Source organism: Brachybacterium sacelli (assembly GCF_017876545.1).
GTDB classification, from domain to species: domain Bacteria; phylum Actinomycetota; class Actinomycetes; order Actinomycetales; family Dermabacteraceae; genus Brachybacterium; species Brachybacterium sacelli.
The window spans coordinates 775143-800556 of sequence record NZ_JAGIOD010000002.1; the positions used below are offsets into that span (position 1 = coordinate 775143).

Sequence of the window (25414 nt, forward strand, 5' to 3'; positions counted from 1 at the left end):
CGGCGGTCAGGTCGCGACCACCCCGGGACCTCGCACTATCCTGGGCGCATGCCGAGCCTGTCCAAGTTCCTCGCCGAGAACCGCGCCCTGACCGAGAAGGAGGCCGACTGGCTCCAGCACCTCGTCGGGGACTGGAACCTCGTCTCCGATCTGCTCCGATCGGACCTGGTGCTGTGGATCCAGAGCGCGGAGGGCCCGCGGGCCGTGGCCCACTGCCGGCCCGCCACCGGTTCCACCGTTTACTACGAGGACCCCGTGGGCACTCTCCTCGAGGCCGACACGGATTCCGAGATCCCCGCCCTGCTCGAGGGGGCCGAGCCCCTGTGCGAGCCGGCGACCATCGAGCGTGAGGGCCGGGAGGCGACCGGACTGCTGGTCCCGGTGCGCAAGGACGGGCGCACGCTGGGAGTCCTGGCGGCCGAGAGACCGGTCAGCGAAGGGGGCCGCTCGACCAACGAGATCCGCCAGCACGAGCTCGGCCTGCGCGTGCTGCGCATGCTCCAGTCCGGTGCCTTCCCGATAGAGGGCGCTCCCATCCCGCCCCGGCGCGGTGCCCCGCGGGTCGGCGACGGCGTGGTCGAGCTCGACGGCAGCGGGGTGGTCCAGTGGGCCTCGCCGAACGCGCTGTCCGCCTTCCACCGCTTCGGCATCGAGGGGGACATGGAGGGGATCACGCTGGCCGAGCTGTCCACGGACGTGCTGCAGTCGCGCAGCCCTGTGGACGAGTCCCTGCCACTGGTGCTCATGGGCCGCGCCGCCTGGCGCTCCGACATGCAGGCCCGCGGGGGGACCCTGTCGCTGCGGGCGGTTCCGCTGACCGAGAAGGGCCAGCGCACCGGGGCCATCATCCTGGTGCGCGACGTGACGGAGCTGCGTCGTCGGGAGCGGGAGCTGATCACCAAGGATGCGACCATCCGCGAGGTCCATCACCGGGTCAAGAACAATCTGCAGACCGTGGCGGCGCTGCTGCGCATGCAGTCACGGCGCATGAAGTCCGACGAAGCGCGCGACGCGCTCAGCGAAGCGATGCGCCGGGTCTCGACCATCGCGCTGGTGCACGAGTCTCTGCTGCAGGGCTCCGAGGAAGCCGTCCATTTCGATGAGGTGATCGACCGCTGCCTGCGTCTGGCCGTCGATGCGGCCAGTGCCACCGTGCATCGGGCCGGAGCGCCTCGGCTCACCGAGTCGCAGGTGGAGGTGCGGACCGAGAAGCACGGGCGGGTCGGGTCGATCCGGGCGGAGGAGGCGACGCCGCTGGCGCTGGTGGTCACGGAGCTGGCCACGAACGCGGTCGAGCACGGGCTCTCGGAGACCGGTGGCACGCTGATGGTCCGCAGCGAGCGGATCGGCTCGCACCTGGTCATCAACATCGAGGATGACGGCGAGGGGATGGGGGCGGCGAAGCCCACCGGTCTCGGCACGAACATCGCGCTCACCCTCGTCCAGGGTCAGCTGGGTGGAACCCTGACCTGGCAGGATCGCCCCGAAGGGGGGACCCGGGCGGTGGTCGACGTGTACCTGGATCCGCTCACGCTCTGAGCGGGACCGCTCGCGGCGGGACGACCGTGAGGTCATCGGTGACGCGTGTCCTCCCCGCCCGGGCGGGGTCCTGCGGCGCGGTGGAGAGAGCCGCAGGACGAGGGGTCAGCTGGCGCGGCGAGCGCGCGCGTTGCGGCGCTTGAGAGAGCGGCGCTCGTCCTCGGAGAGTCCACCCCAGACGCCGGAGTCCTGTCCGGACTCGAGGGCGAACTTCAGGCAGGCCGTCATGACGTCGCATTTCTGGCACACCGCCTTCGCCTCCTGGATCTGGGTGATCGCCGGTCCGGTGTTCCCGATGGGGAAGAACAGCTCGGGATCATGGTTGAGGCACTCGGCACGGTGGCGCCAGTCCATCGTCACTCTCTCTTTCCAGGACGCCACACCCCACCCCGTGGGGCGTGGCGCGGCGAGGGTCGCTCCAGATGGGGCGTTCTCGGGTCTCCGGCTCGTCGACTCGGATCCGGGGGGCGGCGAAGCTGCCGCGGATCTCGGCGTCGGGGGCGAGCCGACCTCCATTCTCTGGGCCGGTCGCGGCCTCGACAAGAGGCTGTGTAGGCGACCTGGGTGGCACTTCCCACATGCTCGGACATCGGCGTGATGCCCGGCACGAAGGCGTTGAAAAAGGCCGTCAGGAGTGCTGCGACCCCGAGGAGGACCGGGTGGGAAGGGCCCCGCCGGCGGGGAAGGAGGGGTCGCGTCGGCGAAGAATCGTAGGGAATCGACGGGAATCGACGGGAAAGGCAGGACCCGGTCGGCCGATACAGTCGTCCCATGCCCACCGATCCCCATGCCGCCGGATCCGGCGCCTCCCGCGGTGCCGCCTCCGGCCCCACCGGCGGCCCCGGTGCCGGCCCGCGGACCCGCCCGACCGTCGCCGCCCTGCTCGGGGTGGAGACCCTCATGCTGGCGGCCGCCGCCACCTACTGCTTCCTGATGGTCGCTGCGGGGGACCTGCACGCCAAGCTCGGCACGGGGCTGGGGATCTTCCTGCTCGTCTTCGCGCTCGGCACCGCGCTGGCAGCCCGCTCGATCCTCGTCTCCGGACGGTTCGGCCTCGGCTACGGCATCACCTGGCAGCTCTTCCAGGCGCTGGTCGGCGCGAGCATGCTGCGCGGAGCCCTGTACTGGCAAGGGGCTCTCGCCCTCGTCCTCGCGATCGTCCTGTTCGTGCTGCTGCTGGGACTGGTGCGCTCCACCCCGCTGCCGGGCGAGAAGGAGTAAGCCCCTCCGGCCCGATCCGACGGACGAAGGGCCCTGCCCCGGAGCGTTCCGGGACAGGGCCCTCGCCGTCGGTTCCGCCGAGCGGTCCCGGTCAGGCCGTCATGGCCTCACTCCCCACCGGCCAGCGCGGCCGCCGGCGCGGTACGGGCGGCGGCCCGTCCCGGCAGCACCGAGGCGATGCCGCCGGCGAGGACCGCCAGCAGCAGCACCAGACCGACCTGGCCCCAGGGGATGGTGATCGAGACCGGGAAGCTCGAGCCCAGCAGGGCATTGATCCCGAGCATCCCGTAGACGCTGCCGATCACGATCCCGAGCACCGCGCCGACCAGGGCCAGCAGGATGCCCTCCCAGCCCAGCATGGCGCGCATCTGGCGACGCGTGGTGCCCAGAGCCCGCAGCAGGGCGTTCTCCGAGGTGCGCTCGATGACTCCCAGGCTGAGGGTGTTCGCCACCCCCACCAGCGCCACCACCACGGCCACCGCGAGCAGGCCGATGACGATGCCCAGCAGGATGTTCAGGATCTGCCCGTACATCTCGCGCTCGGCGCCGCCGGCGTCGGTGCTGACATCGGACCAGCCCTCGGTGGTGGTCTGCTCGTTCACGGCATCGACGAGCGAGTACGCCTCGACCTCCGCCCGTTCGGTCGTGCCCTGATCGGCGAAGTCGCCGAGGAGCACCGGGGTGCTGGCCCCACCGACCAGCTGCTCGAGGGTGGCGGGGCTGACCAGCGACATCGCCAGATTGGCGTCGACCTGGACGCGCAGTTCGTGCGTGGCGCCGTCGGCTCCTTCGACCTGCAGCGTCTCCCCGTCGGCGACGCCGAACTGCTCGGCCCTCTCGTACCCCACCAGCACCACGCCGTCCTCCAGGTCATCGGCCATCGCGGGTCGGTGCGAGGTGTCGCGCACCGCCTCGGGGGAGGCACCGTACAGCGTCATCGGTTCGTCGGCACCGACCTCGATGTCCCCGCGGGCCGCGGGGTGGACCGTGTCCATGCCGTCGATCGCGGTGATCTGCTCGGCGGCGTCCTTCGGCATCTCCTCGGCGCTGACGACCAGGTCGATCGGTCGTCGGGAGTCGAGCTCGGAGGTGAGAGTGGACTCCGCCGTGCGTGCTCCGACAGCCATCATCGTCATCAGCGTGGTGCCGATGAGCAGGGCCGCGATGGTGGCCGCGCTGCGGCGGGGATTGCGGGCGACGTTGGCGCTGGCGACCTTCGCCGGCAGCCCGCCGACGCGGTTCATGAGGCTGCCGATCAGAGAGGACAGCGGACGGGTGAGCACGATCAGCACCAGCAGCACCCCGGTGAAGCTGAGCACGCCGCCGGCCATCGCCAGCACGACGCCCAGAGACGCCACGCCCTGCATCGACAGCAGCGTGCCACCGACCAGGGCGAGGACGCCGAGGACGATCGCGGCGATGCCGAGCACGCCCCGGGCGCCGAGCCCGTGCCGCTGCGACGGCGGTTCGGGACGCAGCGCCTGCAGCGGGGCGACCCGGGTGGCGGAGCGCATGGGGGCGAGGCTCGCGACCAGGGTGATCACCACGCCGGCGATCACCGGCAGCAGCACCGACCACAGGCTCACGGGCACGAGCATGAGACCGTCGAGCCAGCCCAGGCCGTCGGCCCCGGCGAGGGCGGCCTGGACCACCAGGTGCCCGCCCACCAGGCCGACGACGGCGCCGAGCACCCCGACCAGGAGGGATTCGCGCAGGACCACGCGGCGCACCTGGCTGCGGGTGGCTCCGAGCGTGCGCAGCAGCGCGAGGGAGCGGGTGCGCTGGGCGATGGTGACCGCGAAGGTGTTGGCGATGACCACAGCACTGGTGAACAGGGCGATCACCACGAACACGGCGAGCATCAGCCCCAGGGCTGCGGAGCCCTCCATGAGATCGGAGGTCGCCTCCTGCACGGCATCATCGACGGTGCGCACCGTGAGGTCATCGGTGCTCGCGCTCTCGGCGACCGCGGCGGGGTCGGTGCCCTCGGGAACCGATGCCAACCACGTGTCGGTGAGCGTGCCCTCGTCCGGGCCCAGCAGCGCGGCGGCGTTGACCTCCGAGATCAACACCCGCGGGGTGCCGCCGAAGACGGATCCCTCCGCGGTGGGGGCGAGACCGGTGACGGTGAAGCTGTGCTCCTTCCCGTCGGGGGAGAAGTCCGCGGGCAGGGTGACGGTGTCCCCGACGGACACGTCCAGCGACTCGGCGGCCCCGGTGTCGAGCACCACCTCGTCGGATGCAGCGGGCAGCTCGCCCTCGGTGAGGGACTCCTCCGCGCCGGCGTCGGGCGGGAGCATGGCCGCGGACAGGAACGATCCGCTCTCCGAGCCCCCGGAGGTCAGCTGTACGAAGTTGGACAGCAGCGGCCAGGTCTCCTCGGTGCCCTCGACCTCGGGGGCCGCCACGGGCTGCTCGGAGGACCACTGCTCGTCGCTCAGGGGCCGACTGATCTCGAGATCGGCCCCGTCGTAGCTCTGGGACGCCTGGGAGGCCAGCGAGGCCTGCATGAGATTGCCGGCCAGCACCATGATGGCGACGAAGGCGCAGGACAGCGCGATGGTGAGAACGGCCGCGAAGTGGCGGCGCACGGGAGTGAGCTTCAGGGGGGTGCGGCGCGCCATCAGTACTGCCCCCGCAGGTCCTCGTCGGCCGCGATGTGGCCGTCGGCCAGGGAGACGATCCGGTCCGCGCGCTCGGCGGCATCCCGCTCGTGAGTGACCATGACGACGGTCTGGCCGAACTCGTCGACCGACAGTCGCAGGAAGTCCAGCACCTCCTCGGTGGTGTGGGAGTCGAGGTTGCCGGTGGGTTCGTCGGCGAAGACGACCGCGGGGGAGGTGACCAGGGCGCGGGCGATGGCGACGCGCTGGACCTGTCCGCCCGAGAGCTGCGAGGGCAGGTGGGCGAGCCGGTCGGTCAGACCGAAGGCGGAGGTGATGGTGTCCAGCCAGGCGCGGTCCACCCGCTTGCCGGCGAGCTCGAGCGGGAGCAGGATGTTCTGCTCGGCGCTGAGCATCGGAAGCAGGTTGAAGGATTGGAACACGAAGCCGACGCGCTCACGACGCAGCCGGGTCAGGGCGTCGTCGTTCAGAGCGGTGATCTCGGTGCCGTCGATGCGGATCGAGCCGCGAGAGACGACGTCGAGCCCGGCCAGCGTATGCAGGAGGGTGGACTTGCCGGAGCCGGAGGGGCCCATGATCGCGGTGAACGCACCGCGGGCGATGTCGAGGTCCACCGCATCCAGTGCGGTGACGGTCCCGGCTCCGGTGCCGTAGGTGCGGGTGACGCCGCGGGCGACGATGGCGGGGGAGGTGCCCTCCGGGGAGGTGGAGGGAGCGGGAAGTGGCTGGGCAGTCATCGTGATCCTTCTGCGCGAGGTCTTCGGTCATCCACGATGGTGCCGCGCCACGAACCACCGGGGCGTCCGTCCTCGGTCGTGACCGGCGAGGATCCGCGCGACCGGAGGATGGGGAGGGGTCATACCAGGGTCTGACGACGCGGCGGGCTCAGCCGGTGCTCGTGGGACTGGTCTCCTGCCGACTCGTTCCTCGTCAGCACGTCGATCAGTCGGTGCCAGGGGCGACCAGGCCGGTCTCGAAGGCGATGATGACCGCCTGCACACGGTCGCGCGCGCCGAGCTTGGCGAGCACCCGCCCCACGTGCGTCTTGACGGTGGCCTCGGCGACGAACAGCTCGGCCCCGATCTCCTGGTTCGAGCAGCCGCGGCCCATCAGCGTGAGCACCTCCCGTTCACGCTCGGTGAGGGACGCGAGGGAGGAGGCGTCCTTCTCCTGCGGCTCGGGGGTCGCGACGACGCGTGCGAGCAGACGGCGGGTGGCCGACGGGGCGATCACGGCGTCACCGCGGTGCACGGTGCGGATCGCGCCGAGCAGATCCTCCGGCTGGGCGTCCTTGAGCAGGAAGCCGCTGGCTCCGGCACGGATCGCGGAGACGACGTACTCGTCGATGTCGAAGGTGGTCAGCACGACGATCTTCGGGGCACGGCCTTCGGGCGACTGCTCGAGGATCCGCAGCGTCGCCTCGATGCCGTCCATCCGCGGCATTCGCACATCCATGAGCACCACGTCGACGGTGCGGGCGCGCAGGTCCTCGACCGCGGCGGCACCGTCGGCCGCTTGCACGACGACCTCCATGTCGTCCTGCGAGTCGATCACCATCGCGAATCCTGCGCGCACCAGCGGCTGGTCGTCGACGAGGGCGATGCGCAGGGGGCGGTCGAGCGGATCGGTCATCGGGGGTCTCCTCCGGGTCGGGGCGGGTGGGGCGTGGGAGCAAGTGGGGCCGCCACGGCATCGGGCAGGCCGGGTGCCAGCTGGCCGGGTGCCGGCTGCCCGCCGCGGCCGGTGCCGTCCAGCGGGACGACGGCCCGCACCCGGTAGCCACGGCTGGGCAGCGGTCCGGCCTGCAGGGTCCCGCCGAACACGGACATCCTCTCGTGCATCCCGGTCAGGCCGTGGCCCTGCCCGTCGGAGGCGGGGTCGGTGCCCTGCCCGTCGTCGAGGATCTCTATCTCGAGCTGCTGGGCGGTGCGCCGGATGCGGACCGCCGCGGAGGCCCCGGGGCCGGCGTGCTTGAGGACGTTGGTCAGCGATTCCTGGACCAGGCGGAACAGGGACATGCCGAGGGCCTGGGGCAGGTCCTCCAGAGCGCCGTCGACCTCGAGGTCCACCTCGAGGCCGGCAGCGCGCACGCGCTCGGTCAGATCGTGCAGCATCGCCGGTCCGGGCTGGGGCCCGAAGCTGGTCTCGTCCTCCTGGCGCAGCACACCCAGCAGCGAGCGCATGTCGGCCAGCGCAGCGCGTCCGGTCTCGCCGATGGTGCCCAGCACGTCGGTCGCCTTCTCGGGGTGCTGGGAGGCGATGAAGCGACCGCCGTCGGCCTGGGCGATGATCACGGAGAGGGAATGGGCGACGACGTCGTGCATCTCCCGTGCGATGCGGGCGCGCTCGTCCGCCACCGCGAGGGCGGTGCGCTGCTCGCGCTCGCGGACGGCCTGCTCGGCGCGGTCCTGGGTCAGGGCGAGCTGGCGCACCCGGGCGCGCTGCAGGTTGGCCAGCGCCCAGACCGCCACGATCGTGATCGTGCCGATGGTGACCAGCCCGGCGAAGGCCAGCGCGGCCTGCAGCGGACCGCCGTACTCCGTGACGTAGGAGACGAACGCCCAGTAGCCGGCCTGGCAGAGGACTCCCAGGAAGCCGGCGCCCATGCCGACCCAGGCCACGGCGCGCCCCCCGTAGGCGACGGCGCAGAACATCGCGTAGAACGTCATGGCGTCGCCGAGCACGACGGGCTGGTTCACCAGCAGGTGGGCCACGGCGAGGGCGCCGATGACGATCACCCCGAGCAGTGGGCGCACCCGGCAGATCGCCGCGGCCGCGATCATCGGGACGGAGAAGAGGGTCCACCAGTTGAAGGACGCGGTCCCCACGGAGAACAGCAGCACCACGAACGCGCCGGAGCCGAAGGCGATCAGGTCGACGGTGCCGGGGTTCTCGATGATCCAGCGGAACGGGTCGATGCGGCGGCCGCGCCTCGAGGGCGCGTCCGTGCTCTCGGGGGAACCGTCCGTCATGGTCACGAGGGTACGGGGGCGGGGCAGTCCGGGGCGTCAGACCGCGGTCGGATCCCGGGCCGACGCCGGGCGGACGGGCGTGGCACGGGCCGGACCGGGCAGGAGCCGTTCAGAGCAGCCTCTGCGGCGTATCGAGCAGCTCGGGTCCGTCGTTGCCGACCTTCCCCACCGCCGGGTCCACCTCGCGCAGCGCGAGGGTCGAGTCCTCGAGCAGGTGGGTGTCCTCGAGGATCCAGGCCTGGGCGGCGTGGCGGTCGTCCATCGTGGTGTCCAGCCAGGCGTCGACCTGGCCGCGGCGCAGCATCACCGGGGTGCGGTCGTGGATCTCGGCGAGCTCGCCGGTGGCCGCGCGGGTGATGATCGTGGCGCTGAGCAGGTAGCGGCCGTCCGCTCCGGCGGCCGGGCCTTCGTGACCGCCGGGCCCCTTCCACCAGGAGACCAGGGCCGCCATGTACAGCGGGGAACCGTCGGCCGGGGCGATGTAGTAGGGCTGCTTGCGCTTGCCGGCGCCGTCGCGCACCCACTCGTAGTACCCGTCCATGGGGACGATCGCACGGTATCGGCCGAGGCTCCCGCGGAAGCTGTTGCGCTCGGCGAGCGTCTCCCGGCGGGCGTTGAAGGTGCGCGAGGAGAAGGTCTCGTCCTGCGCGAACGGCGGCAGCAGCCCCCAACGGGCCACCCGCAGGGCTCGCAGCACCTCTCCGGTGGCCGGATCGACCGATTCGGTGACGACGTGGATCGGTGCGGTGGGCGGGATGTTCCAGCGACTGCGCAGATGCGGATCGCTGAGATCGACCGCATCGAGGTCGTCGACCAGCGGCTCGATCTCCTGGAAGAAGGCGAATCGGCCGCACATGTCAGTTCCCGTCCGTGCGGTCGCGGTCCGTCGGCGAGCGCTCGTCGTCCGCAGTGCCCTCGGCGTGCCCGGCGTTCTCGGTGTCGTCGGCGTCCTCGGCGGCGCCGACCGTGGGAACCCCGCGGCGCGGGGTGAGACGGGCGTCCTCGCCGGTGTAGGCCTCGGCGTCGCGGTGGAGGTTCCGCAGGCGGATGTCCCGGCCCTCGTCGACGATGCTCTCGTGCTTGGCCTCCGCCTTCTCGGCGCCCTTGGACTCGCGCATCGGCAGGTCATGGCTGTCCTCCGCGGGCTTGCCGGACTCCAGCTCGCGGGCGCGCTCGAACTCGGCGTCGACCTCCGCACCGAGGATGATCACGATGTTCATCACCCACAGGGCGAACAGCACCGCCATGATGCCGCCGATGGCCCCGTAGCTGGAGTAGCCGGCGACGGTGCCCATGTAGATCGACAGCGCCACCGCGGCGACGGCGATGCCGATGATCGCGAAGACGCCACCGGGGGAGATGATCCGGAAGGGCTTGTCGACGTTCGGGGCGCCCCAGTACAACAGCGAGATCAGCGCGAAGGCGAGCACCAGGATCACCGGCCATTTCGCCCAGGTCCAGATCGGCAGGAACGACTCGGTGAGGAACATCAGCGTGCCCTCGGCGCCGATCCGTGAGGCGATCGGGCCCAGCAGACCGTCCACGAGCGATTGGTTCAGCAGCACCGAGACCAGCACCAGCAGGATGCCGAGGATCATCGCTACCGTCAGGCCCAGCATCGACAGGGTCAGGCGGATCGGACCGCGGCCCTCGGGGACTTCGTAGATCTGGTTCGCGACCCGCCCGTAGGCCTTGATGTAGGCGGAGGCGGACCACAGGGCCGTCGCGATACCGATGATCAGGGCGATGGTGCCGCCGGTCGCCGAGCCCATGAGCGAGTCGAGAGTCGACTTCACCGCGTCCCCGGCCGCGAGGTCTGACCCGCTCGAGGCGGACTCGATGCCCTTCGTGATCAGCTCGGAGATCTCATCCTTGATCGGAGCCAGCAGCAGCGTGGCCAGCGAGAACAGTGCCAGCAGCGTCGGCGCGACCGACAGCACCATGTAGTAGGTCAGCTTCGCCGCCTGATCGGTGCCGCCGTCGCGCGTGAACTCCGCGAGCACGCGCTTGGCCGTGTACAACACCGTGCCGCCGCTCAGGCGGGGAGACCGGGATGCGGGGGAATCGGCCATGAGGAGGACTCCTGGGGTGAGGCTGGCTCGCGGACTGAGTCGCGGACTGATGTGTGGTCATCCTGCCATGGGAGAACCCGGGGAGAGTTGTCCACAATTACTGACATCTGCCCACGGCAGGGGCCCGGTTCGCCATACAGTGACCGGCGAGAGTGCTCCGCATCGGAGCGCACGACCGGAAAGGACCGGTCGGTCGGGGGTCGGGAGGGGACCGGATGGACACCGCCACCATCATCGAGGCCGAGTCGCGGGAGCTGATCCGTCGGCGCGGGCTCGACGTGCATGCCGATCAGCTCGAGCCGCTGATCCGTGAAGTCGTCTCCGACTACGACCGGCGCTCCTCCTCCGGCGAGGTCCCGGTCCTCCATGACGGCGAGACGGCCGTGGCCGAGGTGGCGGCCCGCATCGGCGGCTTCGGGCCGCTCCAGGAGATGCTGGATGATCCCATGGTCGAGGAGATATGGCTGAACTCGCCGTCGCAGGTGTTCTGCGCACGCAACGGGCGCAGCGAACTGACCACGATCGTCCTCAATGACGCCGAGGTCCGCGGGATCGTCGAGCGGATGCTGGTGAGCTCGGGACGTCGCCTGGACATGAGCACACCCTTCGTCGACGCACTGCTGCCCGACGGATCGCGACTGCACGTGGTGATCCCGAGCGTGACGCGTACGCACTGGGCGATCAACATCCGCAAGTTCGTGGCCAAGGCCTACGACCTGTACGGTCTGGTCGCCTTGGGCTCCCTCACACCGCAGGCCGCCGACTTCCTCGATGCGGCGATCGCCTCGGGCCTCAATGTCGTCACCAGCGGCGCGACCGGTGCCGGGAAGACGACCTTCTTGCGTTGTCTCGCGCAGTCGATCGGAGCCCGAGAACGGGTGGTCACCATCGAGGAGGTGTTCGAGCTCGGCCTCGGTCTGCGCGACGTGGTCGCCATGCAGACCCGACAGGCGAACCTCGAAGGTGCCGGCGAGATCTCCATGCGCCGCCTGGTGAAAGAGGCGCTGCGGATGCGACCCAGCCGGATCATCGTCGGCGAGGTCCGCGAGGCCGAGTCGCTGGACATGCTCATCGCACTCAACAGCGGCCTGCCCGGCCTCGCCTCGATCCACGCCAACTCGGCCCGCGACGCCGTCACCAAGCTGTGCACCCTGCCCCTGCTGGCCGGGGAGAACGTCTCCAGCCGGTTCGTCGTCCCCACGGTCGCCAGCTCCATCGACCTCGTCGTCCATCTCGACATGCTGGCCGACGGCCGGCGGCGGGTGCGGGAGATCGTCGGGCTCAGCGGGCGGGTGGAGGACGAAGTCATCGAGATCTCGGACCTGTACTCCCTCCGAGGTGAGCGACTCGTGCGAGGAGACGGGCATCCGCCGCACCCGGAGCGTTTCGCCCGTTCCGGCCATGACCTGACCGCGCTGCTGGGCGGTGTGGACGCGGCATGAGCGACGGCGCGTTCCTGGGCCTCCTCGCCGGGCTGGGTCTGCTGTCGATCTGGTGGTCGCTGTGGGAGCAGGAGGGTCAGGCGCCCCGCCGCGGACGGGTCGGTCGTGCCATGGACCGGCTGCGCGACGACCTGGTCACCGTGGGCCTCACCTCGGTCCCGCCGGAGGCGGTGCCAGCTCTCAGTGCAGGGCTCGGCCTGGTCGTCGCGGCAGTGCTCTGGGCGACCTCCAGCGCTGTCGTACCGTCCCTGGCGATCGGGGCGGTCTCCACGGCACTGCCCGTGGTGTTCCTGCGCTCCGCCGCCCGCCGCCGGACTACCGCGCTGCGGGAGGTCTGGCCGGAGGCCGTCGACCACATCAACTCCGCGATCCGTGCCGGCCTCTCACTTCCGGAGGCACTGGTCCAGCTCGGCCGAAAGGGCCCCGAGGAGCTACGACCGGCCTTCCACGAGTTCTCCCTCGATTACCAGGCCAGCGGAGATTTCGCAGCCTGTCTGGATCGACTGAAGGTGCGCCTGGCGGATCCGGTGGGCGATCGGATCGTCGAGGCGCTGCGGATCACTCGCGATGTCGGCGGCACCGATCTCGGGGGCCTGCTGCGAACTCTCGCCTCCTTCCTGAGAGAGGACGCCCGGACCCGTGCGGAGCTCGAGGCGCGCCAGTCCTGGACGGTCAACGCGGCACGGCTCGCCCTGGCCGCACCGTGGCTGGTGCTGGCGCTGATGTCGACCAGGCCCCAGGCCGCCCAGGCCTACGACTCCTCGCTCGGAATGGCGATGATCCTCATCGGCGCCGTGGTCTCCCTGATCGCCTACCGGGTCATGCTGCTGATCGCGCGCCTGCCGCAGGACGAGCGGGTGTTGCGATGATCGACTCCAGAACGCTCGTGGTCGGCGCCTTCCTGGGGCTGCTGCTCGGCATCGGGCTCGCGCTCCTGGCGGGGCTGCTTCCCTGGTTGCGCCGCCGCGACCTGGACGCTCGCATCGACCCCTATCTGCGGCGCTCACGGTCCGCCTCCCTCTTCAGTGCCCCGGCGGCGACGAGTCGTGCTCGGGTGGTCGCCGAGAATCTCCTGGGCCCGGTGGCCCAGCGCGCCCTGGGCGTCCTCGAGCGTCTCACCGGGGGCGCCGACCAGCTCGAACGCCGTCTCCGGCTGTCCGGTCGACGCTCCTCCACGGACTCCTTCCGCATCGAGCAGGTCATCTTCGGTGGGGTGGGACTGGTCGCCGGCGTCGCCATCGCGCTGCTCGCCGTCGGCACTCGCGGCGCGAGTCCGCTGCTGGGGCTGCTCATCGTCCTCCTCGGCGTGCTCTCGGGCGTGTTGCTGAGGGACTATCTGCTGGGCGTGGAGATCGCTCGCCGCGCCTCGCGCATGGCCCGCGAGTTCCCTACCGTCGCCGATCTGCTCGCGCTGGCCGTCGCGGCGGGGGAGAGCCCGATCGCTGCGATGGAGCGGGTGGCCCGCACCTCCTCGGGTGCGCTGCCCGACGAGTTCGCCGCCACCGTCGCCGACATCCGGTCCGGCACCAGCGTCGCCCAGGCGCTGGCCTCCCTCGGGTCGCGCACCCCACTGCAGTCGCTGGGACGGTTCGGCGAAGGCGTCTCCGTCGCGATCGAACGAGGCACGCCCCTGGCCGATGTGCTGCGGGCACAAGCCCAGGACGCCCGCGAATCCTCCAAGCGCGACCTCATGGAGACGGCCGGACGTCGCGAGATCTACATGCTCATGCCCGTGGTCTTCTTCGTGATGCCGCTGGTGATCGTCTTCGCGATCTTCCCCGGCCTCGCCGTCCTGGAGATCTCCGTCTGACCGCCGCACGACCGCTCCAGCGTCCGCCCGACCACCCGACCATCCACCGACCAGCCATCCCACCGCGCAGGTCCGACCACATGTCCCGCACCATCCGCAGTTCCCCATGCCGGGTATCCAGCCCGGTCCAACCGCCGAGGAGGCCGACATGACTGTTCACCGCACCCGACTGCACCGCTCGTCCCGCCGCGTCGTCGCCGCAGTGCCCACCACCGACGTCGCCATGCGATCCGGGCTCGCCACACGCCTGATCGAGCGCCTGAGCTCCGAGCGCGGGGACGTGCCCGGCTGGGTCCTGATCACGTTGATGACCGCAGGAATCGTGGTCGCCCTCTGGGCCGTCGCCTCGGACCAGATCGTCCAGATCTTCGAGAACGCCATGGCGCCGTTCCTCGGCGGCAGCCTCTGAGCGAGCCCTGTGCCGACGCCCCCGCCGCCGTGAGAATCGCGCGCCCTCCCCAGCCGGACCTGTCCCCGCCCCGAGCACCGGAAGCCACCGCGGGACGCGGACCGTCCCTGCGGGCACGACTGCGTCGCGACGAAGGCTCCGCCGTGGTCGAGTTCCCGATGGTCGCCGCACTGATCGTGCTGATCGCCCTCGGGGTGATGCAGGCGGCACTCATCGTCCACACCCGCAACACCCTGATCGACGCGGCGGTGCAGGGAGCTCACCATGCCTCGCTGATCGGTGCGACACCCGAGGACGGGGCGGAGCGTGCCGAGCGACTGATCGGCGACCGCTTCGGCGACTCGTTCCAGGTCGAGGCGAGTGCCGCCGAAAGTTCCGAGGGCACCATCCGGGTGGAGGTGCGTGCCACGCTCCCGCTCGTCGGCCTGTTCGGCCCGTCCGGATCCCTCGCCGTCGAAGGCCGTGCCATCGACGAGGAGACCTGGTGAAGCGGGGGACGGGCGCGGTGCAGGCCGGACCGGCCGCCTGCGCCCAGGTCGCCTCCGCCGATACCCGCGGGACTCGCGTGGGGCCTCGCCATCGGCGCAGCCCGATCCCGGCATCGGGCGGGCCGGCCGCCGAGGATGGCAACACCATCGTCGAGTTCGTCGTGCTCGCCGCCGCCCTGCTCATTCCCGCTCTGTACCTGGTCCTGACCCTGGGGTCGGTCCAGGCTGCGGTGTTCGCGGCGGACACCATCGCCCGCGACGCCGCCCGGATCCACGCCGTCGAGCCCGATCCGGATCACGCGACGATGCGCGCCCGGCAGCACACCGCGATGATCCTCGAGGACTACCGTCTGGAGGCCTCGGAGGTGGTGCGGATCAGCTGCAGCGAGGACCCGTGCTCGAGCCCGGGCGGCACCGTCAGCGCCCGCGTCCGGATCCCCGTGCCGGTGCCCGGCCTCGGGCCGATCCTGGGGGAGACCGGGCCCGTCGCCGTCGGCGCCTCCCACGCCGTGCAGGTCGACCAGTACCGCGCCGTCCCAGGAGGGGCGCGATGAGCGTGCGCGGACCGGCACGCCCGCGGCATCACCGTGCCCTCCACACCCTGCGTGCCCGTCTGCGCGAGTCTCGCGGATCGATCACCATCCTCACCACCGGCGTGCTGGTGGTGATCCTCATGGTGATCGGCGTCGGCACCGCCATCACCGGGGTCCACCTCGAACGCACCGCGCTGCAGCACGCCGCCGACAGCGCCGCGCTGGCCGCCTCGCAGGCCGTCGACCCCGCCCGCATCTACGTCGACGACGGCGGCGCCGCGATCCACCCCGGCTCCGCCCGCCGCTCCGCCGAGGACCATCTGCGCAGCTACCCGCTGGAGAGCCCCCGCACCGAGGGCCTCCGCGTCGCCGACGTCACCGTGGACGCCGAGGGCACCGTCAGCGTGGTCCTGACCGCGCGGACCCACCCACCCCTGGCAGGATGGTTCACACGGAGGACGAGCACGTCCATTCCCCTGACCGTCGAAGGAGAGGCCAGAGCCCGATGACCGTGACCCTCACCGCGCTGCTCGCACCCGACAAGTTCAAGGGCACGCTCAGCGCCGCCGAGGTCGCCCGGGCGCTGCGGACCGGCATCTCGCGGACCGCCCCACAGGTCCAGGTGCTCTCGTGCCCCATCGCCGACGGCGGGGACGGCACGGTCGACGCCGCGCTCGCCGCCGGCTCGCAGCCCCGCACCAGCACCGTCACCGGTCCCACCGGTCGGCCCCGCACGGTGCAGTGGGCGCTGGCGGGGGAGGTGGCGGTCGTGGAACTCGCCGAGGTCGTCGGCCTGAGGGCCCTGCCCGGAGGCGACCTCGCGCCCCGCACCGCCTCCACCCGCGGGCTCGGCGAGCTGATCCTCGCCGCGACCCGGGCAGGGGCTCGCACCGTCGTCGTCGGGCTCGGCGGCAGCGCCTCCACGGACGCCGGCGCCGGACTGCTCCAAGGGCTCGGGGCCCGCCTGCTCACCGCCGACGGCACCGACATCGGCCCCGGCATCGATGGGCTCACCACCCTCGCCGCCGTCGACCTCGCTCCCGCCCGGGCCGCTCTCGCGGGCGTGGACCTGGTGGCCGCGAACGACGTCACCAACCCTCTGCTCGGCGACGACGGAGCAGCCGCCGTGTACGGGCCCCAGAAGGGCCTGGCCGCCGCGGAGATCGAGCAGGCCGACACCGCGCTCGCCGCGGCCGCCGCCCTGCTGGACCCCACCGGGAGCCATCGCGACCTCCCGGGGGCCGGCGCGGCCGGCGGCACCGGATTCGGCCTGTTCCTGCTCGGCGCCGCGCAGCGCTCCGGCGCCGATGCCGTGTTCGAGCTGATCGGCATCGAGGTCCAGCTCGAGCGGGCCGACGTGGTGATCACGGGGGAGGGAAAGCTCGACGAGCAGACCCTGCAGGGCAAGGGCCCGGCCGAGATCGCCCGCCGCGCCCGCGAGCGCGGGCTGACGGTGGCCGCCGTGGCCGGTGCCATCACGCTCGATCAAGAGACGCTGCGGGGAGCGGGCATCGACCGCAGCTGGGACCTCGTCTCCCGCGCCGGCTCCGCCGAGGAGGCGATCGCGCTCTCCGCGACGTGGCTGCTCGAGGTGGGCGAGGACCTCGGCCGCTGGCTCGCGGCCGGCGTCGGCCCGCACGGCGGCCCCGGGTCCGCCGCGGGAGATCCCGGGGTCGCCGAGGAGGATCCCGCCACCGCCTGAGGCGCCATGTGGCGCCCGGGAACCAGGGTGGCCCGTCGGAACGGTCAGGACACCTGCCGTAGACTCTCTCCTCGTGGCTTCCATCGACTTCTCCGCAGAGATCCCCCGTCTTCGTTCGACCCTGTCGTCGATCGAGCAGGTGACGGACATCGAGGCGCTCGACGCCAAGATCGCCGACCTCGAGAAGCAGGCCTCGGCCCAGGACCTCTGGGACGACGTCGAGAACGCCCAGAAGGTCTCCGCCGCCCTCTCGCACGCGCAGTCCGAGCGTCGACGCATCAGCGAGCTCGAGCGGCGCATCGAGGACCTCGAGGTGATGGTCGAGCTCGCCGCCGAGGAGGACGACCCCGACACCCTCGCCGAGGCCGAGCGCGAACTGGTCTCGATCCACAAGACCCTCGACGAGCTCGAGGTGAGGACCCTGCTGGCGGGCGAGTACGACGAGCGCAGTGCCGTGGTCACCATCCGCGCCGGAGCCGGCGGCATCGATGCCGCGGACTTCGCCGAGATGCTGATGCGCATGTACCTGCGCTGGGCCGAGCGGCACGGCTACGCGACGAAGGTCATGGACACCTCCTACGCCGAGGAGGCCGGGCTGAAGTCGGTGACCTTCGAGGTCTCCACCCCCTTCGCCTACGGGACGCTGTCCGTCGAGGGCGGCACCCACCGTCTGGTGCGCATCAGCCCCTTCGACAACCAGGGCCGGCGCCAGACTTCCTTCGCCGCCGTCGAGGTGATCCCGCTGATCGAGTCCACCGACTCCATCGAGATCCCCGAGAACGACCTCAAGGTCGATGTCTTCCGCTCCTCCGGCCCCGGCGGCCAGTCCGTGAACACCACGGACTCGGCGGTGCGCATGACCCACCTCCCCACCGGCACCGTCGTCTCCATGCAGGATGAGAAGTCCCAGATCCAGAACCGCGCCGCGGCGCTGCGCGTCATGCAGTCGCGGCTGCTGCTGTTGAAGAAGGCCGAGGAGGCCGCCGAGCGCAAGGAGCTGGCCGGCGACGTCAAGGCCAGCTGGGGAGACCAGATGCGCTCCTACGTCCTGAACCCGTACCAGATGGTCAAGGACCTGCGCACCGAGTACCAGGAGGGCAACCCCTCCTCGGTCTTCGACGGCGAGATCGACGCCTTCATCGACGCCGGGATCCGCTGGCGCGCCGCGGAGAGCAAGTCCGAGAGCTGATCGGCATGCCGCCGGCGTGACCAGCGGCACCTGATCTTGACCAGGCCTTGACCTGAACGGTGCGCCCGTCTGCGGCGATTCGTGCCTCAGCGCCCCTACGCTGGAACGGCACGACTTCCCCGACGTGAACAGGCTCCCGTGATCCGTTTCGACAACGTCACCAAGACGTACATGCGAGGCCAGCACCCCGCGGTGGAGAATCTCGACATCGAGTTCACCCGCGGGGAATTCGTGTTCCTCGTCGGCGCCTCGGGCTCGGGGAAGTCGACCATGATGCGCATGGTGCTCAAGGAGACCGGCCCCACCCGCGGCACCGTGTACGTGGCAGGCAAGGACCTCTCGCGCATCCCGTCGTGGAAGGTGCCTGCGCTGCGCCGCGACATCGGCATGGTGTTCCAGGACTTCCGCCTGCTGCCCTCGAAGACCGCGTACCAGAACATCGAGTTCGCCCTGGCCGTGATCGGCACCCCCCGCAAGGTGGTGCGCCGACTCGTGCCCGAGATGCTCGAGATGGTGGGCCTGGAGGACAAGGGCAAGCGACTCCCGCACGAGCTCTCCGGTGGTGAGCAGCAGCGCGTGGCCATCGCCCGCGCCTACGTCAACCGCCCCTCGATCCTGCTGGCCGACGAACCCACCGGCAACCTCGACCCCTCCACCGCCGAGGGGATCCTCGACCTGCTGGGGGAGATCAACGAGCGCGGCACCACCGTCGTGATGGCCACCCACGACCATTCCGCGGTGGACCGCATGCGCCGCCGGGTCGTCGAGATGGTCGGCGGCCAGGTGGTCCGTGACCAGGAGGGTGGCCGCTACGAGTCCGAGACCCCCGTCAGCGTGATCTCCGGGAACCTGCCCGACGACTCCGCCCACCGCGAGGAGCACCCGCTCGACGCCGCCGAGTACCGCGAGCCCGCCGAGCGCACCGAGCGCACCGAGCCGGAGGACGACTCCGCCGCCGACGTCCTCGAGGAGGAGCTGATCGACGAGCGCGACGCCCGGCTCGAGCGGGATGAGGCCGCCTTCGACGAAGAGGACGAGGACGAGGAGGACCGGCGATGAGGGCGCGCTACATCCTCGGCGAGATCCTCACCGGCCTGTGGCGCAACATCGCCATGGTCATCTCCGTGGTCATCGTCACCGCGGTCTCGCTGACCTTCGTGGGCACCGGGCTGCTGATGCAGAAGCAGATCATGGACATGAAGGACACCCTGGTCGAGCAGTCCCAGGTGACGATCTACCTGTGCTCCCCGCACTCCACCTCCGCCTCCTGCGCGGGCGGGGCGGCCACCGACGCCCAGATCGAGTCCGTGGAGCAGGCACTCGAGGGCGACGTGCTCTCGCCCTACATCGCCTCCTACGAGCAGCGCTCCCAGGAGGAGGCGCTCGGGATCTACCAGGAGCAGTTCGCGGGGGAGGGGTTCGTCTCGAACTTCACCGCCGAGGACATGCCCGTCTCCTTCCACATCACGCTGAAGAACGCCGACGACTCCGCGGCGGTGGTCGAGTTCTTCCAGGGACGGGACGGCGTCGATGAGGTCACCGACCTGCTCAGCGCCTTCGCCCCGTTCATCGACGTCCTGAACCAGTCCACCCTGTTCGCCCTCGGACTGGCCGTGCTGATGCTGATCGCGGCGCTGCTGCTCGTCGCCACCACGATCCGCATGTCGGTCGCGAACCGGCGCCGTGAGATAGCGATCATGCGCCTGGTCGGCGCCTCGAACCTCTTCATCCGGCTCCCGTTCCTGCTGGAGGGGGCGGTCGCCGCGATCATCGGCGGGATCATCTCCTCCGGAATGCTGTGGGTGGGGTTGCACTACATCGTCCAGGGCTGGCTCGCCCCGACCCTCGGTGAGCAGCTCATCACCGTCGGCGTCGCCGACCTGGTCTGGGCCGCCCCGGTGCTCATCGCCCTGGGCGCGGTGCTGTCGATCGCCTCCTCCGTGGTCTCCCTCAACCGTTATCTGAAGGTGTGAGCATGTCCCAGAACGTCCTCGTCCTGCGCCGTCCGCTGACCTTCCTCGCCACCGCCATGCTCGTGCTCACGCCCGCCCTGGCGGGCCCGACGTCCCCGGCCTCCGCGGAAGGGAACAAGGACGACAAGGTCGCCGAGAAGGCGGCGGTCGACCAGAAGCTCGAGGACGTCCGTATCTCGTTGGGCGGGGTCAACGACGATCTCGCGGACACCTACATGGCGCTGGCCGAGACCGAGCTGCTGATCCCGCAGGCGCAGCAGGACCTCGAGGACGCCCAGGCCGAGCTGGCGGCCGCCCAGGCGGAGAACGACCGGATCGGGGACCGGCTCACGGCCGCGGAGGCCGAGGAGGACGACCTCACCGGTGAGGTCGAGACCGGTCAGGTGGAGGTCGACCGCAGTGACGAGGAGCTCGCCGAGGTCGCGTTGGACGCCTACAAGGGTGGAGGGATGCCGAACCCCTCCTCCGTCTACGTCGGCGGCCAGGGCCCGCAGGAGACCGTCGACCGGTCGATGAACTACCGCCTCACGATGGCCTCCCAGGGCAGCAGGCTGGACTCCTTGCGCGCTGACCAGGCGGTCACCGAGAACTCCGCGGACCGGCTCACGGCGGTGCGCGAGGAGATCGACGATCTCAAGGTGGAAGCGGAAGAGGCCGTCGCCCGCACCACCGCGGCCGAGGACGCCGCGACCGAGGCGAAGTCCGAGCTCGACTCCCTGTACGCCACCCAGCAGAGCCAGCGCGAGGACCTCGAGGCCAAGAAGACCCAGTACGAGGACGACCAGTCCTCCCTGGAGAACCGCAGCTCCACCCTCGATGAGGAGATCGCCGAGCTCGCCCGCCAGGAGCGCGAGCGCGAGGAGCGCGCCCGCCAGCAGCAGGCCGAGGCCGACGACGGTGGCAGCGGCGGATCGGCGAACACCGGCGGCGGCTGGACCTACCCGGTCGACTCCCGCATGAACTCGAACTACGGCTGGCGGTACCACCCGATCTACAACACCCGGAAGCTGCACGCAGGCGTCGATTTCCCGGTGGGCTGCGGGACTCCGGTGGGTGCCACCCATTCCGGCCGCGTCATCGCGCACGCCTACAACAGCGGTGCCGGCAAGAAGATGATCCTCAGCCACGGCATCCACGACGGGAAGCTGGTCACCAGCTCGTACCACCACCTCCAGAGCTATGGACCGCCGGTGGGCACGCAGGTCTCCGCCGGGGACACCGTCGGCCAGGTCGGCACCTCGGGCTCCTCGACGGGCTGCCACCTGCACTTCGAGATCCAGGAGGACGGCAACTCCGTCAACCCGACGAACTATCTGTGAGAGCTGTGCTCGCGACGGGCAGGAGGTCGAGGCCGCCGGCCACCGCGAGGCACGACCCGGCAGGGTCGGACGGACCATATTCGCTCGCCTCCCGCGGTGACCACCGCGTAAACTGGATCATCCGGTCGCGGCAGCAGCCCGACCGCGGAGCGCACAGCAGATCGGCTGCGGAACGGAGGGACCCCATGTCGGCGAAGAAGGGCTCGGCCAAGAAGGCCGCCACGGACAGCGGTCCCGAGAAGCGGCTCATCGCCTCGAACAAGCGCGCGTACCACGACTTCTTCATCGACGCGACGTGGGAGGCGGGCATCGTGCTCACCGGTACCGAGGTCAAGTCGTTGCGCGATCGTGGTGCCTCGCTGGTCGACGGCTACTGCTACGTCGAAGGCGGCGAGGTGTGGATGGACGCCGTCCACATCGCGCCGTACGTGAAGGGCACCTGGACCAACCACACCACGCGGCGCAAGCGCAAGCTGCTGCTGCACAAGCTGGAGATCGCGAAGCTCGCCAGCAAATCCCGGGAGAAGGGCTTCACGATCGTGCCGCTGGAGCTGTACTTCCTGGGCTCGCACGCGAAGGTCGTCATCGGCCTGGCCCGTGGCAAGAAGGAGTGGGACAAGCGCCAGACCCTGCGCGAGAAGCAGGACCTGCGCGAGGCGCAGCGCGCCATCCGTCAGCGCGAGCTGGTCTGAGCCCCGTCCCCGTCTCGCCGCTCCGCGGCCCCGTCGGCGGCCTCCCTGTCCGGCCGCTCCAGGCGGGAGACCGTCTGTCGGCTCGAGGCCAGCATCTCCTCCTCGACCGTCCCGAGCATCTCCCGCATGGTCAGCGCGCGGCGCGCGTCCTCGAGGGCGCGCCGGCGCAGCCGGCCCGCGGAGCGCGGCCGGCAGGCACGTCCTTCGGCGAGCGAGTGCTCGAAGCGGCTCTTCGCCCGGTGCTGGAACACGGCGGCGAGCACGGACAGGGACGACGGGGACGTCGGATCCTCCAGCCCCGTCTCCTCCGCGGCGAGGTCGAACTGCTCCTCGGCCGGGAGGAACGCTCCCTGCCACTGCAGCACGTGCGCGTAGCGGGTGCGACGCACCGCACGCACGAGGGCCGGCAGCATCGGGTCCTCGAGGGAGCGTCGCCCGGCGACCGCGGCCTCGTCCAGGCGGCCCAGCATCCTCAGGTGGGCGACAGTGCGCGGATCCTGTGGGTTCTCGGCGCACCAGGCTGTCAGGGCGTCGGGATCCTGCACGGATTCGCGCAGCGTCTCGTCGTCGACGGTGACCTGCACTCCCGCGGCGGTGAATCCGACTGTTCCTGCCATGGAGCCATCATGGCGCGCCGCCGTGGCGCGGTCCAGCATCGCCGGCTTCGCCGTGAGCTGAGGGATACTCGCTTCAGATCCTCGGCGGGGCGCGCTAGACTGGGGGTACGCCGAACGGGCTCGCCCGTTCCTCGTGGATGTTTGACAACACAACAGTGAGTGCACGGACGGCCCTGAGAGGTCGTCGAGTTCTGTGCTGCAGACCCACGCCAGGGGCCGATCGGTTTCGACGGTAGTTGTCCAGCGAGGGGAAGCGGGCCGAGAACCCAGAGTCATCTCGTTAATGTCCTCTGGAAACCAATAAGTGCCGAACCCAAGCGCACTGACTTCGCTCTCGCTGCCTGATCAGCGTTAGCAGTCTGGAACCCCGGGGGTGCTCCTGACCCGGATCGTTCCATCATCTAAGGAGCCACTGCTGCCGACCCTCGTCATCGGGGTCGGATGAACACCTCAGAGTGACTGAGTCCGTCGGCGACGTGTTCGTACGAGCGTCGGGACTGAGAAAACGTCATTACGGACTGCGCCCGGAGAAGCCCTCGCTCCGCACTATCGGACGCGGGTTCGATTCCCGCCGGCTCCACCGGTGCACTCACGATGAAAGGCCCCCTCACCTGCGCTGATGCGCCGGGGAGGGGGCTTTTCTCATGTCTCGTGCCGTTCCCGGTCGACGACCGGGCCGCGACACTCTCGGCTCGCGCTGCCGGGACGAGTGTGCCCCTGCCCTCATCCGGACTTCCGCTGTCCACCATGGCGAGCGTGGCACACTCGGTCGGATGCGCGAGACGTCCCCTCCTGCCGCTCCGCGCCGCCGTGTCGAGGTGGTCGACTACCTCCGGTTCGTGGCGGCACTGTCGGTCGTGGCTTTCCACTACCTGTACAACGGGATCAAGAACGGCAAGGTCCAGGGCATCACCCACGAGCCCGTGATCGCGCTCGCCCAGTACGGCTACCTGGGCGTGAACCTGTTCTTCATGATCAGCGGCTTCGTCATCACGCAGTCCGTGCGGGGGAAGACCGCCCGCCAGTTCGCGGTCGGGCGGGCACTGCGTCTGTACCCCGCATTCTGGATCGCAGTGCTGATCACCAGCGGATTCGCACTGGTCCTCGGTGGGGAGAGGATGGGGGTCGATCCGTACCAGGTGCTGGTCAACCTCACGATGATCCCCACGCTGCTGGGGCAGCCTTTCGTGGATGGTGTCTACTGGACGCTGCTGTACGAGCTCTCGTTCTACGCGGCCGTGTTCCTCCTCGTGCTGCTGCGCCAGAACGATCGGGTGGCCGCGCTGATGCCGGGATGGGCGATCGTCATGGGTGTCGTCTCCCAGCTCGACCCGCACCTCGCCGCGAACACTCCGTTCCTCGGCGGGTACTTCGGGTACTTCGCCGCGGGTGCGGTCATCGCGGCGATCGCGGATTCCGGGTGGAGCCTCTACCGGGCCGCCGGACTCGTCGCCGCGTACGTGACGGTCCTCCCGTACCACGACCCGGTGCTCTCCGCGCTCACGACCGTCCTGTTCGCGGTGATGCTCGTGACGCTGGTCCCGGCGGTCCGCGGCTGGCGCCTGCCCGGCTCGGCGACCGCCGGCGCCCTGACGTATCCGCTGTACCTGGTCCACGCCCACATCGGCTACATGCTGCTGACACGGTTCGCGACGGAGGAGAACAAGTGGATCGTGTACCCGGTGACCGTCGCCTTCGTGCTCTCCCTGGCCTACCTGCTGCACGTCACCGTCGAGAAGAACCCACGGACGCGACGCTTCTGGAAGCGTCTCCTGGACGGCACCGTCGGAGCGCTCACCGGTCTCGTGCAGTCGGCGATCGATCTCGTGCTCTCGCGCATTCCGGGCGGCCGGGTCGATGACTCGCGGCCCGCCGACGGCGCGACGGTGACTCGCTGACGCGGAGAACGTCGCTGGCGCGTGGAACAGACAGCGCGCCCGGGACTCATCCCCCGGGGTTCACTCCTCGGAGGTGCTCGCCCCGAGCAGTTCGCGGACCCGGTGGGAGACCTTGTGGAACGCGGGAGCCTCCAGGGAGGCGGCGTAGTCGCGCTCGGCCGGCAGCGACACGTCCTGGATCTCGACGATCCTGCCCGGGCGGGGGCTCATCACGACCACGCGTTGTGCGAGGTAGACCGCCTCGGCGACGGAGTGGGTGACCAGCATGATGGTCGTGCCCGTCTCGCGCCAGATCTGGTGGAGCTCGACGTTCATCCGTTCCCGCGTCAGAGCGTCGAGGGCTCCGAAGGGCTCGTCCATGAGCAGGATCTCGGGCTCGTGGAGCAGGGCGCGGCACAGAGCCACCCGCTGCTGCATGCCGCCGGAGAGCTCGTGGGGCCACGAGCGTTCGAATCCCGTCAGTCCCGTCATCTCGATGAGGTGATCGCAGCGTTCGCGGGCGGCGCCCAGCGGCAGTCCGCGCATCTCGGCCTGCAGCATGATGTTCTGGCGCACGTTGCGCCACTCCAGCAGGGCGGGGCGCTGGAACACGAAGCCGATGTCCTGACGGGGCCCCGAGATCGGGTCCCCGTTGATCTCGACCGTGCCCGAGGAGTAGTCGCCGAGCCCGGAGACCACCTTCAGCAAGGTGGACTTCCCGCAGCCGGACGGGCCGACGATGGTGATGAACTCGCCGTGCTCGACCTCGAGGTTCGCCCCGGACAGGGCGGTCACGGTGCCACGCTGCGAGCTGAAGGTGACGGAGGTGTCCCGGACGGATACGGCGGGGTTCGCCCGGGGTGCGGGCTCGGGGCGTTCTCGGGCGATGGTTCCTGTGCTCATGGGAGGGTCCTTGTCTACGTGTGATCCTGGGG

25 protein-coding genes and 1 other RNA gene are annotated in these 25414 nt (G+C 70.5%); 17 read left to right on the plus strand and 9 right to left on the minus strand.

Features of this window, described 5'->3' with window-relative positions; genetic code table 11:
• The first annotated feature begins 48 nt into the window (after nucleotides 1-48).
• Nucleotides 49-1539, plus strand: a complete 1491-nt coding sequence (locus JOF43_RS17675; protein WP_209904364.1) for a sensor histidine kinase — start codon at nucleotides 49-51, stop codon at nucleotides 1537-1539.
• Between the two features lie 105 nt (nucleotides 1540-1644).
• Here JOF43_RS17675 and JOF43_RS17680 read toward each other — a convergent pair whose 3' ends face one another.
• Nucleotides 1645-1893, minus strand: a complete 249-nt coding sequence (locus tag JOF43_RS17680) for a WhiB family transcriptional regulator (protein WP_010549779.1) — start codon at nucleotides 1891-1893, stop codon at nucleotides 1645-1647.
• Nucleotides 1894-2310: 417 nt separating this feature from the next.
• On the opposite strand from JOF43_RS17680, the gene JOF43_RS17685 reads away from it, so the two are divergent.
• Entirely contained in the window at nucleotides 2311-2760 is a 450-nt protein-coding gene (locus JOF43_RS17685; protein ID WP_245354602.1) for a hypothetical protein, read from the plus strand.
• Between the two features lie 107 nt (nucleotides 2761-2867).
• Here JOF43_RS17685 and JOF43_RS17690 read toward each other — a convergent pair whose 3' ends face one another.
• The 6 genes from JOF43_RS17690 to JOF43_RS17715 form a co-directional block, all read right to left on the minus strand.
• Entirely contained in the window at nucleotides 2868-5384 is a 2517-nt protein-coding gene (locus tag JOF43_RS17690; protein WP_209904365.1) for an ABC transporter permease, read from the minus strand.
• Nucleotides 5384-6121 carry an ABC transporter ATP-binding protein gene (locus JOF43_RS17695; RefSeq protein ID WP_209904366.1) on the minus strand — a complete coding sequence of 246 codons (738 nt, stop codon included), beginning with the start codon at nucleotides 6119-6121 and terminating at the stop codon, nucleotides 5384-5386. The genes JOF43_RS17690 and JOF43_RS17695 overlap by 1 nt, the downstream gene beginning before the upstream one ends.
• Before the next feature lie 205 nt (nucleotides 6122-6326).
• Complete coding sequence (locus JOF43_RS17700) at nucleotides 6327-7016, minus strand: response regulator (RefSeq protein WP_209904367.1); 690 nt, start codon at nucleotides 7014-7016, stop codon at nucleotides 6327-6329.
• Nucleotides 7013-8356: a sensor histidine kinase gene (locus JOF43_RS17705; protein ID WP_209904368.1), complete on the minus strand. Its 1344-nt coding sequence runs from the start codon at nucleotides 8354-8356 to the stop codon at nucleotides 7013-7015. Before JOF43_RS17705 ends, JOF43_RS17700 begins: the two co-directional genes overlap by 4 nt.
• Nucleotides 8357-8465: 109 nt before the next feature.
• Nucleotides 8466-9212 carry an SOS response-associated peptidase gene (locus JOF43_RS17710; RefSeq protein WP_209904369.1) on the minus strand — a complete coding sequence of 249 codons (747 nt, stop codon included), beginning with the start codon at nucleotides 9210-9212 and terminating at the stop codon, nucleotides 8466-8468.
• Nucleotide 9213: 1 nt separating this feature from the next.
• Entirely contained in the window at nucleotides 9214-10428 is a 1215-nt protein-coding gene (locus tag JOF43_RS17715) for a YihY/virulence factor BrkB family protein (RefSeq protein WP_209904370.1), read from the minus strand.
• A gap of 215 nt (nucleotides 10429-10643) precedes the next feature.
• Here JOF43_RS17715 and JOF43_RS17720 point away from each other — a divergent pair, with 215 nt between their 5' ends.
• From JOF43_RS17720 to smpB, 13 genes are all read left to right on the plus strand, one after another.
• A complete protein-coding gene (locus tag JOF43_RS17720) occupies nucleotides 10644-11870 on the plus strand; it encodes a TadA family conjugal transfer-associated ATPase (RefSeq protein ID WP_209904371.1) in 1227 nt (408 codons plus the stop codon).
• Nucleotides 11867-12739: a type II secretion system F family protein gene (locus tag JOF43_RS17725; protein ID WP_209904372.1), complete on the plus strand. Its 873-nt coding sequence runs from the start codon at nucleotides 11867-11869 to the stop codon at nucleotides 12737-12739. The genes JOF43_RS17720 and JOF43_RS17725 overlap by 4 nt, the downstream gene beginning before the upstream one ends.
• Complete coding sequence (locus JOF43_RS17730) at nucleotides 12736-13680, plus strand: type II secretion system F family protein (RefSeq protein WP_209904373.1); 945 nt, start codon at nucleotides 12736-12738, stop codon at nucleotides 13678-13680. The genes JOF43_RS17725 and JOF43_RS17730 overlap by 4 nt, the downstream gene beginning before the upstream one ends.
• Nucleotides 13681-13828: 148 nt before the next feature.
• Complete coding sequence (locus JOF43_RS17735) at nucleotides 13829-14089, plus strand: hypothetical protein (protein WP_209904374.1); 261 nt, start codon at nucleotides 13829-13831, stop codon at nucleotides 14087-14089.
• 143 nt (nucleotides 14090-14232) lie between these two features.
• Nucleotides 14233-14577, plus strand: a complete 345-nt coding sequence (locus JOF43_RS17740) for a TadE family protein (RefSeq protein ID WP_209904375.1) — start codon at nucleotides 14233-14235, stop codon at nucleotides 14575-14577.
• Nucleotides 14574-15131, plus strand: a complete 558-nt coding sequence (locus JOF43_RS17745; RefSeq protein ID WP_245354603.1) for a hypothetical protein — start codon at nucleotides 14574-14576, stop codon at nucleotides 15129-15131. Before JOF43_RS17740 ends, JOF43_RS17745 begins: the two co-directional genes overlap by 4 nt.
• On the plus strand, nucleotides 15128-15619 hold the full coding sequence (locus tag JOF43_RS17750; RefSeq protein ID WP_209904376.1) for a pilus assembly protein TadG-related protein: 492 nt from the start codon (nucleotides 15128-15130) through the stop codon (nucleotides 15617-15619). Before JOF43_RS17745 ends, JOF43_RS17750 begins: the two co-directional genes overlap by 4 nt.
• On the plus strand, nucleotides 15616-16812 hold the full coding sequence (locus JOF43_RS17755) for a glycerate kinase family protein (RefSeq protein ID WP_209904377.1): 1197 nt from the start codon (nucleotides 15616-15618) through the stop codon (nucleotides 16810-16812). Before JOF43_RS17750 ends, JOF43_RS17755 begins: the two co-directional genes overlap by 4 nt.
• Nucleotides 16813-16885: 73 nt before the next feature.
• Nucleotides 16886-18001 carry a peptide chain release factor 2 gene (prfB, locus tag JOF43_RS17760; RefSeq protein ID WP_209904378.1) on the plus strand — a complete coding sequence of 372 codons (1116 nt, stop codon included), beginning with the start codon at nucleotides 16886-16888 and terminating at the stop codon, nucleotides 17999-18001.
• 138 nt (nucleotides 18002-18139) lie between these two features.
• Nucleotides 18140-19060, plus strand: a complete 921-nt coding sequence (ftsE, locus tag JOF43_RS17765) for a cell division ATP-binding protein FtsE (protein ID WP_209904379.1) — start codon at nucleotides 18140-18142, stop codon at nucleotides 19058-19060.
• Nucleotides 19057-19974 carry a permease-like cell division protein FtsX gene (gene ftsX / locus JOF43_RS17770; RefSeq protein WP_209904380.1) on the plus strand — a complete coding sequence of 306 codons (918 nt, stop codon included), beginning with the start codon at nucleotides 19057-19059 and terminating at the stop codon, nucleotides 19972-19974. The genes ftsE and ftsX overlap by 4 nt, the downstream gene beginning before the upstream one ends.
• Before the next feature lie 2 nt (nucleotides 19975-19976).
• The gene (locus JOF43_RS17775; protein ID WP_209904381.1) at nucleotides 19977-21293 is read left to right on the plus strand and encodes a murein hydrolase activator EnvC family protein; all 1317 of its coding nucleotides are present in this window, start codon (nucleotides 19977-19979) and stop codon (nucleotides 21291-21293) included.
• A gap of 185 nt (nucleotides 21294-21478) precedes the next feature.
• Nucleotides 21479-21985, plus strand: a complete 507-nt coding sequence (smpB, locus tag JOF43_RS17780; protein WP_209904382.1) for an SsrA-binding protein SmpB — start codon at nucleotides 21479-21481, stop codon at nucleotides 21983-21985.
• Here the strand turns inward: smpB and JOF43_RS17785 are convergent.
• A complete protein-coding gene (locus JOF43_RS17785) occupies nucleotides 21967-22602 on the minus strand; it encodes a hypothetical protein (RefSeq protein WP_209904383.1) in 636 nt (211 codons plus the stop codon). The two genes, smpB and JOF43_RS17785, sit on opposite strands and share 19 nt — an antisense overlap.
• A gap of 212 nt (nucleotides 22603-22814) precedes the next feature.
• Between JOF43_RS17785 and ssrA the strand changes: the two genes are divergently transcribed.
• Together ssrA and JOF43_RS17795 are read left to right on the plus strand one after the other, a co-directional pair.
• Nucleotides 22815-23185, plus strand: a transfer-messenger RNA (tmRNA) gene (gene ssrA, locus JOF43_RS17790).
• A gap of 190 nt (nucleotides 23186-23375) precedes the next feature.
• Entirely contained in the window at nucleotides 23376-24500 is a 1125-nt protein-coding gene (locus JOF43_RS17795; RefSeq protein ID WP_209904384.1) for an acyltransferase family protein, read from the plus strand.
• Between the two features lie 60 nt (nucleotides 24501-24560).
• On the opposite strand, the gene JOF43_RS17800 is transcribed toward JOF43_RS17795, so the two are convergent.
• On the minus strand, nucleotides 24561-25382 hold the full coding sequence (locus tag JOF43_RS17800; protein ID WP_209904385.1) for an ABC transporter ATP-binding protein: 822 nt from the start codon (nucleotides 25380-25382) through the stop codon (nucleotides 24561-24563).
• Nucleotides 25383-25414: the final 32 nt, after the last annotated feature.

What these genes read in the sequence shown, in the direction of transcription:
- JOF43_RS17750 (WP_209904376.1), top strand. Translation starts at nt 15,128, where the DNA reads ATGAGCGTGCGCGGACCGGCACGCCCGCGGCATCACCGTGCCCTCCAC.
- JOF43_RS17685 (WP_245354602.1), top strand. Translation starts at nt 2,311, where the DNA reads ATGCCCACCGATCCCCATGCCGCCGGATCCGGCGCCTCCCGCGGTGCC.
- JOF43_RS17725 (WP_209904372.1), top strand. Translation starts at nt 11,867, where the DNA reads ATGAGCGACGGCGCGTTCCTGGGCCTCCTCGCCGGGCTGGGTCTGCTG.
- JOF43_RS17775 (WP_209904381.1), top strand. Translation starts at nt 19,977, where the DNA reads ATGTCCCAGAACGTCCTCGTCCTGCGCCGTCCGCTGACCTTCCTCGCC.
- JOF43_RS17695 (WP_209904366.1), bottom strand. Translation starts at nt 6,121, where the DNA reads ATGACTGCCCAGCCACTTCCCGCTCCCTCCACCTCCCCGGAGGGCACC.
- JOF43_RS17795 (WP_209904384.1), top strand. Translation starts at nt 23,376, where the DNA reads ATGCGCGAGACGTCCCCTCCTGCCGCTCCGCGCCGCCGTGTCGAGGTG.
- JOF43_RS17705 (WP_209904368.1), bottom strand. Translation starts at nt 8,356, where the DNA reads ATGACGGACGGTTCCCCCGAGAGCACGGACGCGCCCTCGAGGCGCGGC.
- JOF43_RS17720 (WP_209904371.1), top strand. Translation starts at nt 10,644, where the DNA reads ATGGACACCGCCACCATCATCGAGGCCGAGTCGCGGGAGCTGATCCGT.
- ftsX (WP_209904380.1), top strand. Translation starts at nt 19,057, where the DNA reads ATGAGGGCGCGCTACATCCTCGGCGAGATCCTCACCGGCCTGTGGCGC.
- JOF43_RS17710 (WP_209904369.1), bottom strand. Translation starts at nt 9,212, where the DNA reads ATGTGCGGCCGATTCGCCTTCTTCCAGGAGATCGAGCCGCTGGTCGAC.
- JOF43_RS17675 (WP_209904364.1), top strand. Translation starts at nt 49, where the DNA reads ATGCCGAGCCTGTCCAAGTTCCTCGCCGAGAACCGCGCCCTGACCGAG.
- JOF43_RS17785 (WP_209904383.1), bottom strand. Translation starts at nt 22,602, where the DNA reads ATGGCAGGAACAGTCGGATTCACCGCCGCGGGAGTGCAGGTCACCGTC.
- JOF43_RS17690 (WP_209904365.1), bottom strand. Translation starts at nt 5,384, where the DNA reads ATGGCGCGCCGCACCCCCCTGAAGCTCACTCCCGTGCGCCGCCACTTC.
- JOF43_RS17730 (WP_209904373.1), top strand. Translation starts at nt 12,736, where the DNA reads ATGATCGACTCCAGAACGCTCGTGGTCGGCGCCTTCCTGGGGCTGCTG.
- JOF43_RS17800 (WP_209904385.1), bottom strand. Translation starts at nt 25,382, where the DNA reads ATGAGCACAGGAACCATCGCCCGAGAACGCCCCGAGCCCGCACCCCGG.
- JOF43_RS17755 (WP_209904377.1), top strand. Translation starts at nt 15,616, where the DNA reads ATGACCGTGACCCTCACCGCGCTGCTCGCACCCGACAAGTTCAAGGGC.
- JOF43_RS17700 (WP_209904367.1), bottom strand. Translation starts at nt 7,016, where the DNA reads ATGACCGATCCGCTCGACCGCCCCCTGCGCATCGCCCTCGTCGACGAC.
- JOF43_RS17680 (WP_010549779.1), bottom strand. Translation starts at nt 1,893, where the DNA reads ATGGACTGGCGCCACCGTGCCGAGTGCCTCAACCATGATCCCGAGCTG.
- smpB (WP_209904382.1), top strand. Translation starts at nt 21,479, where the DNA reads ATGTCGGCGAAGAAGGGCTCGGCCAAGAAGGCCGCCACGGACAGCGGT.
- JOF43_RS17735 (WP_209904374.1), top strand. Translation starts at nt 13,829, where the DNA reads ATGACTGTTCACCGCACCCGACTGCACCGCTCGTCCCGCCGCGTCGTC.
- JOF43_RS17715 (WP_209904370.1), bottom strand. Translation starts at nt 10,428, where the DNA reads ATGGCCGATTCCCCCGCATCCCGGTCTCCCCGCCTGAGCGGCGGCACG.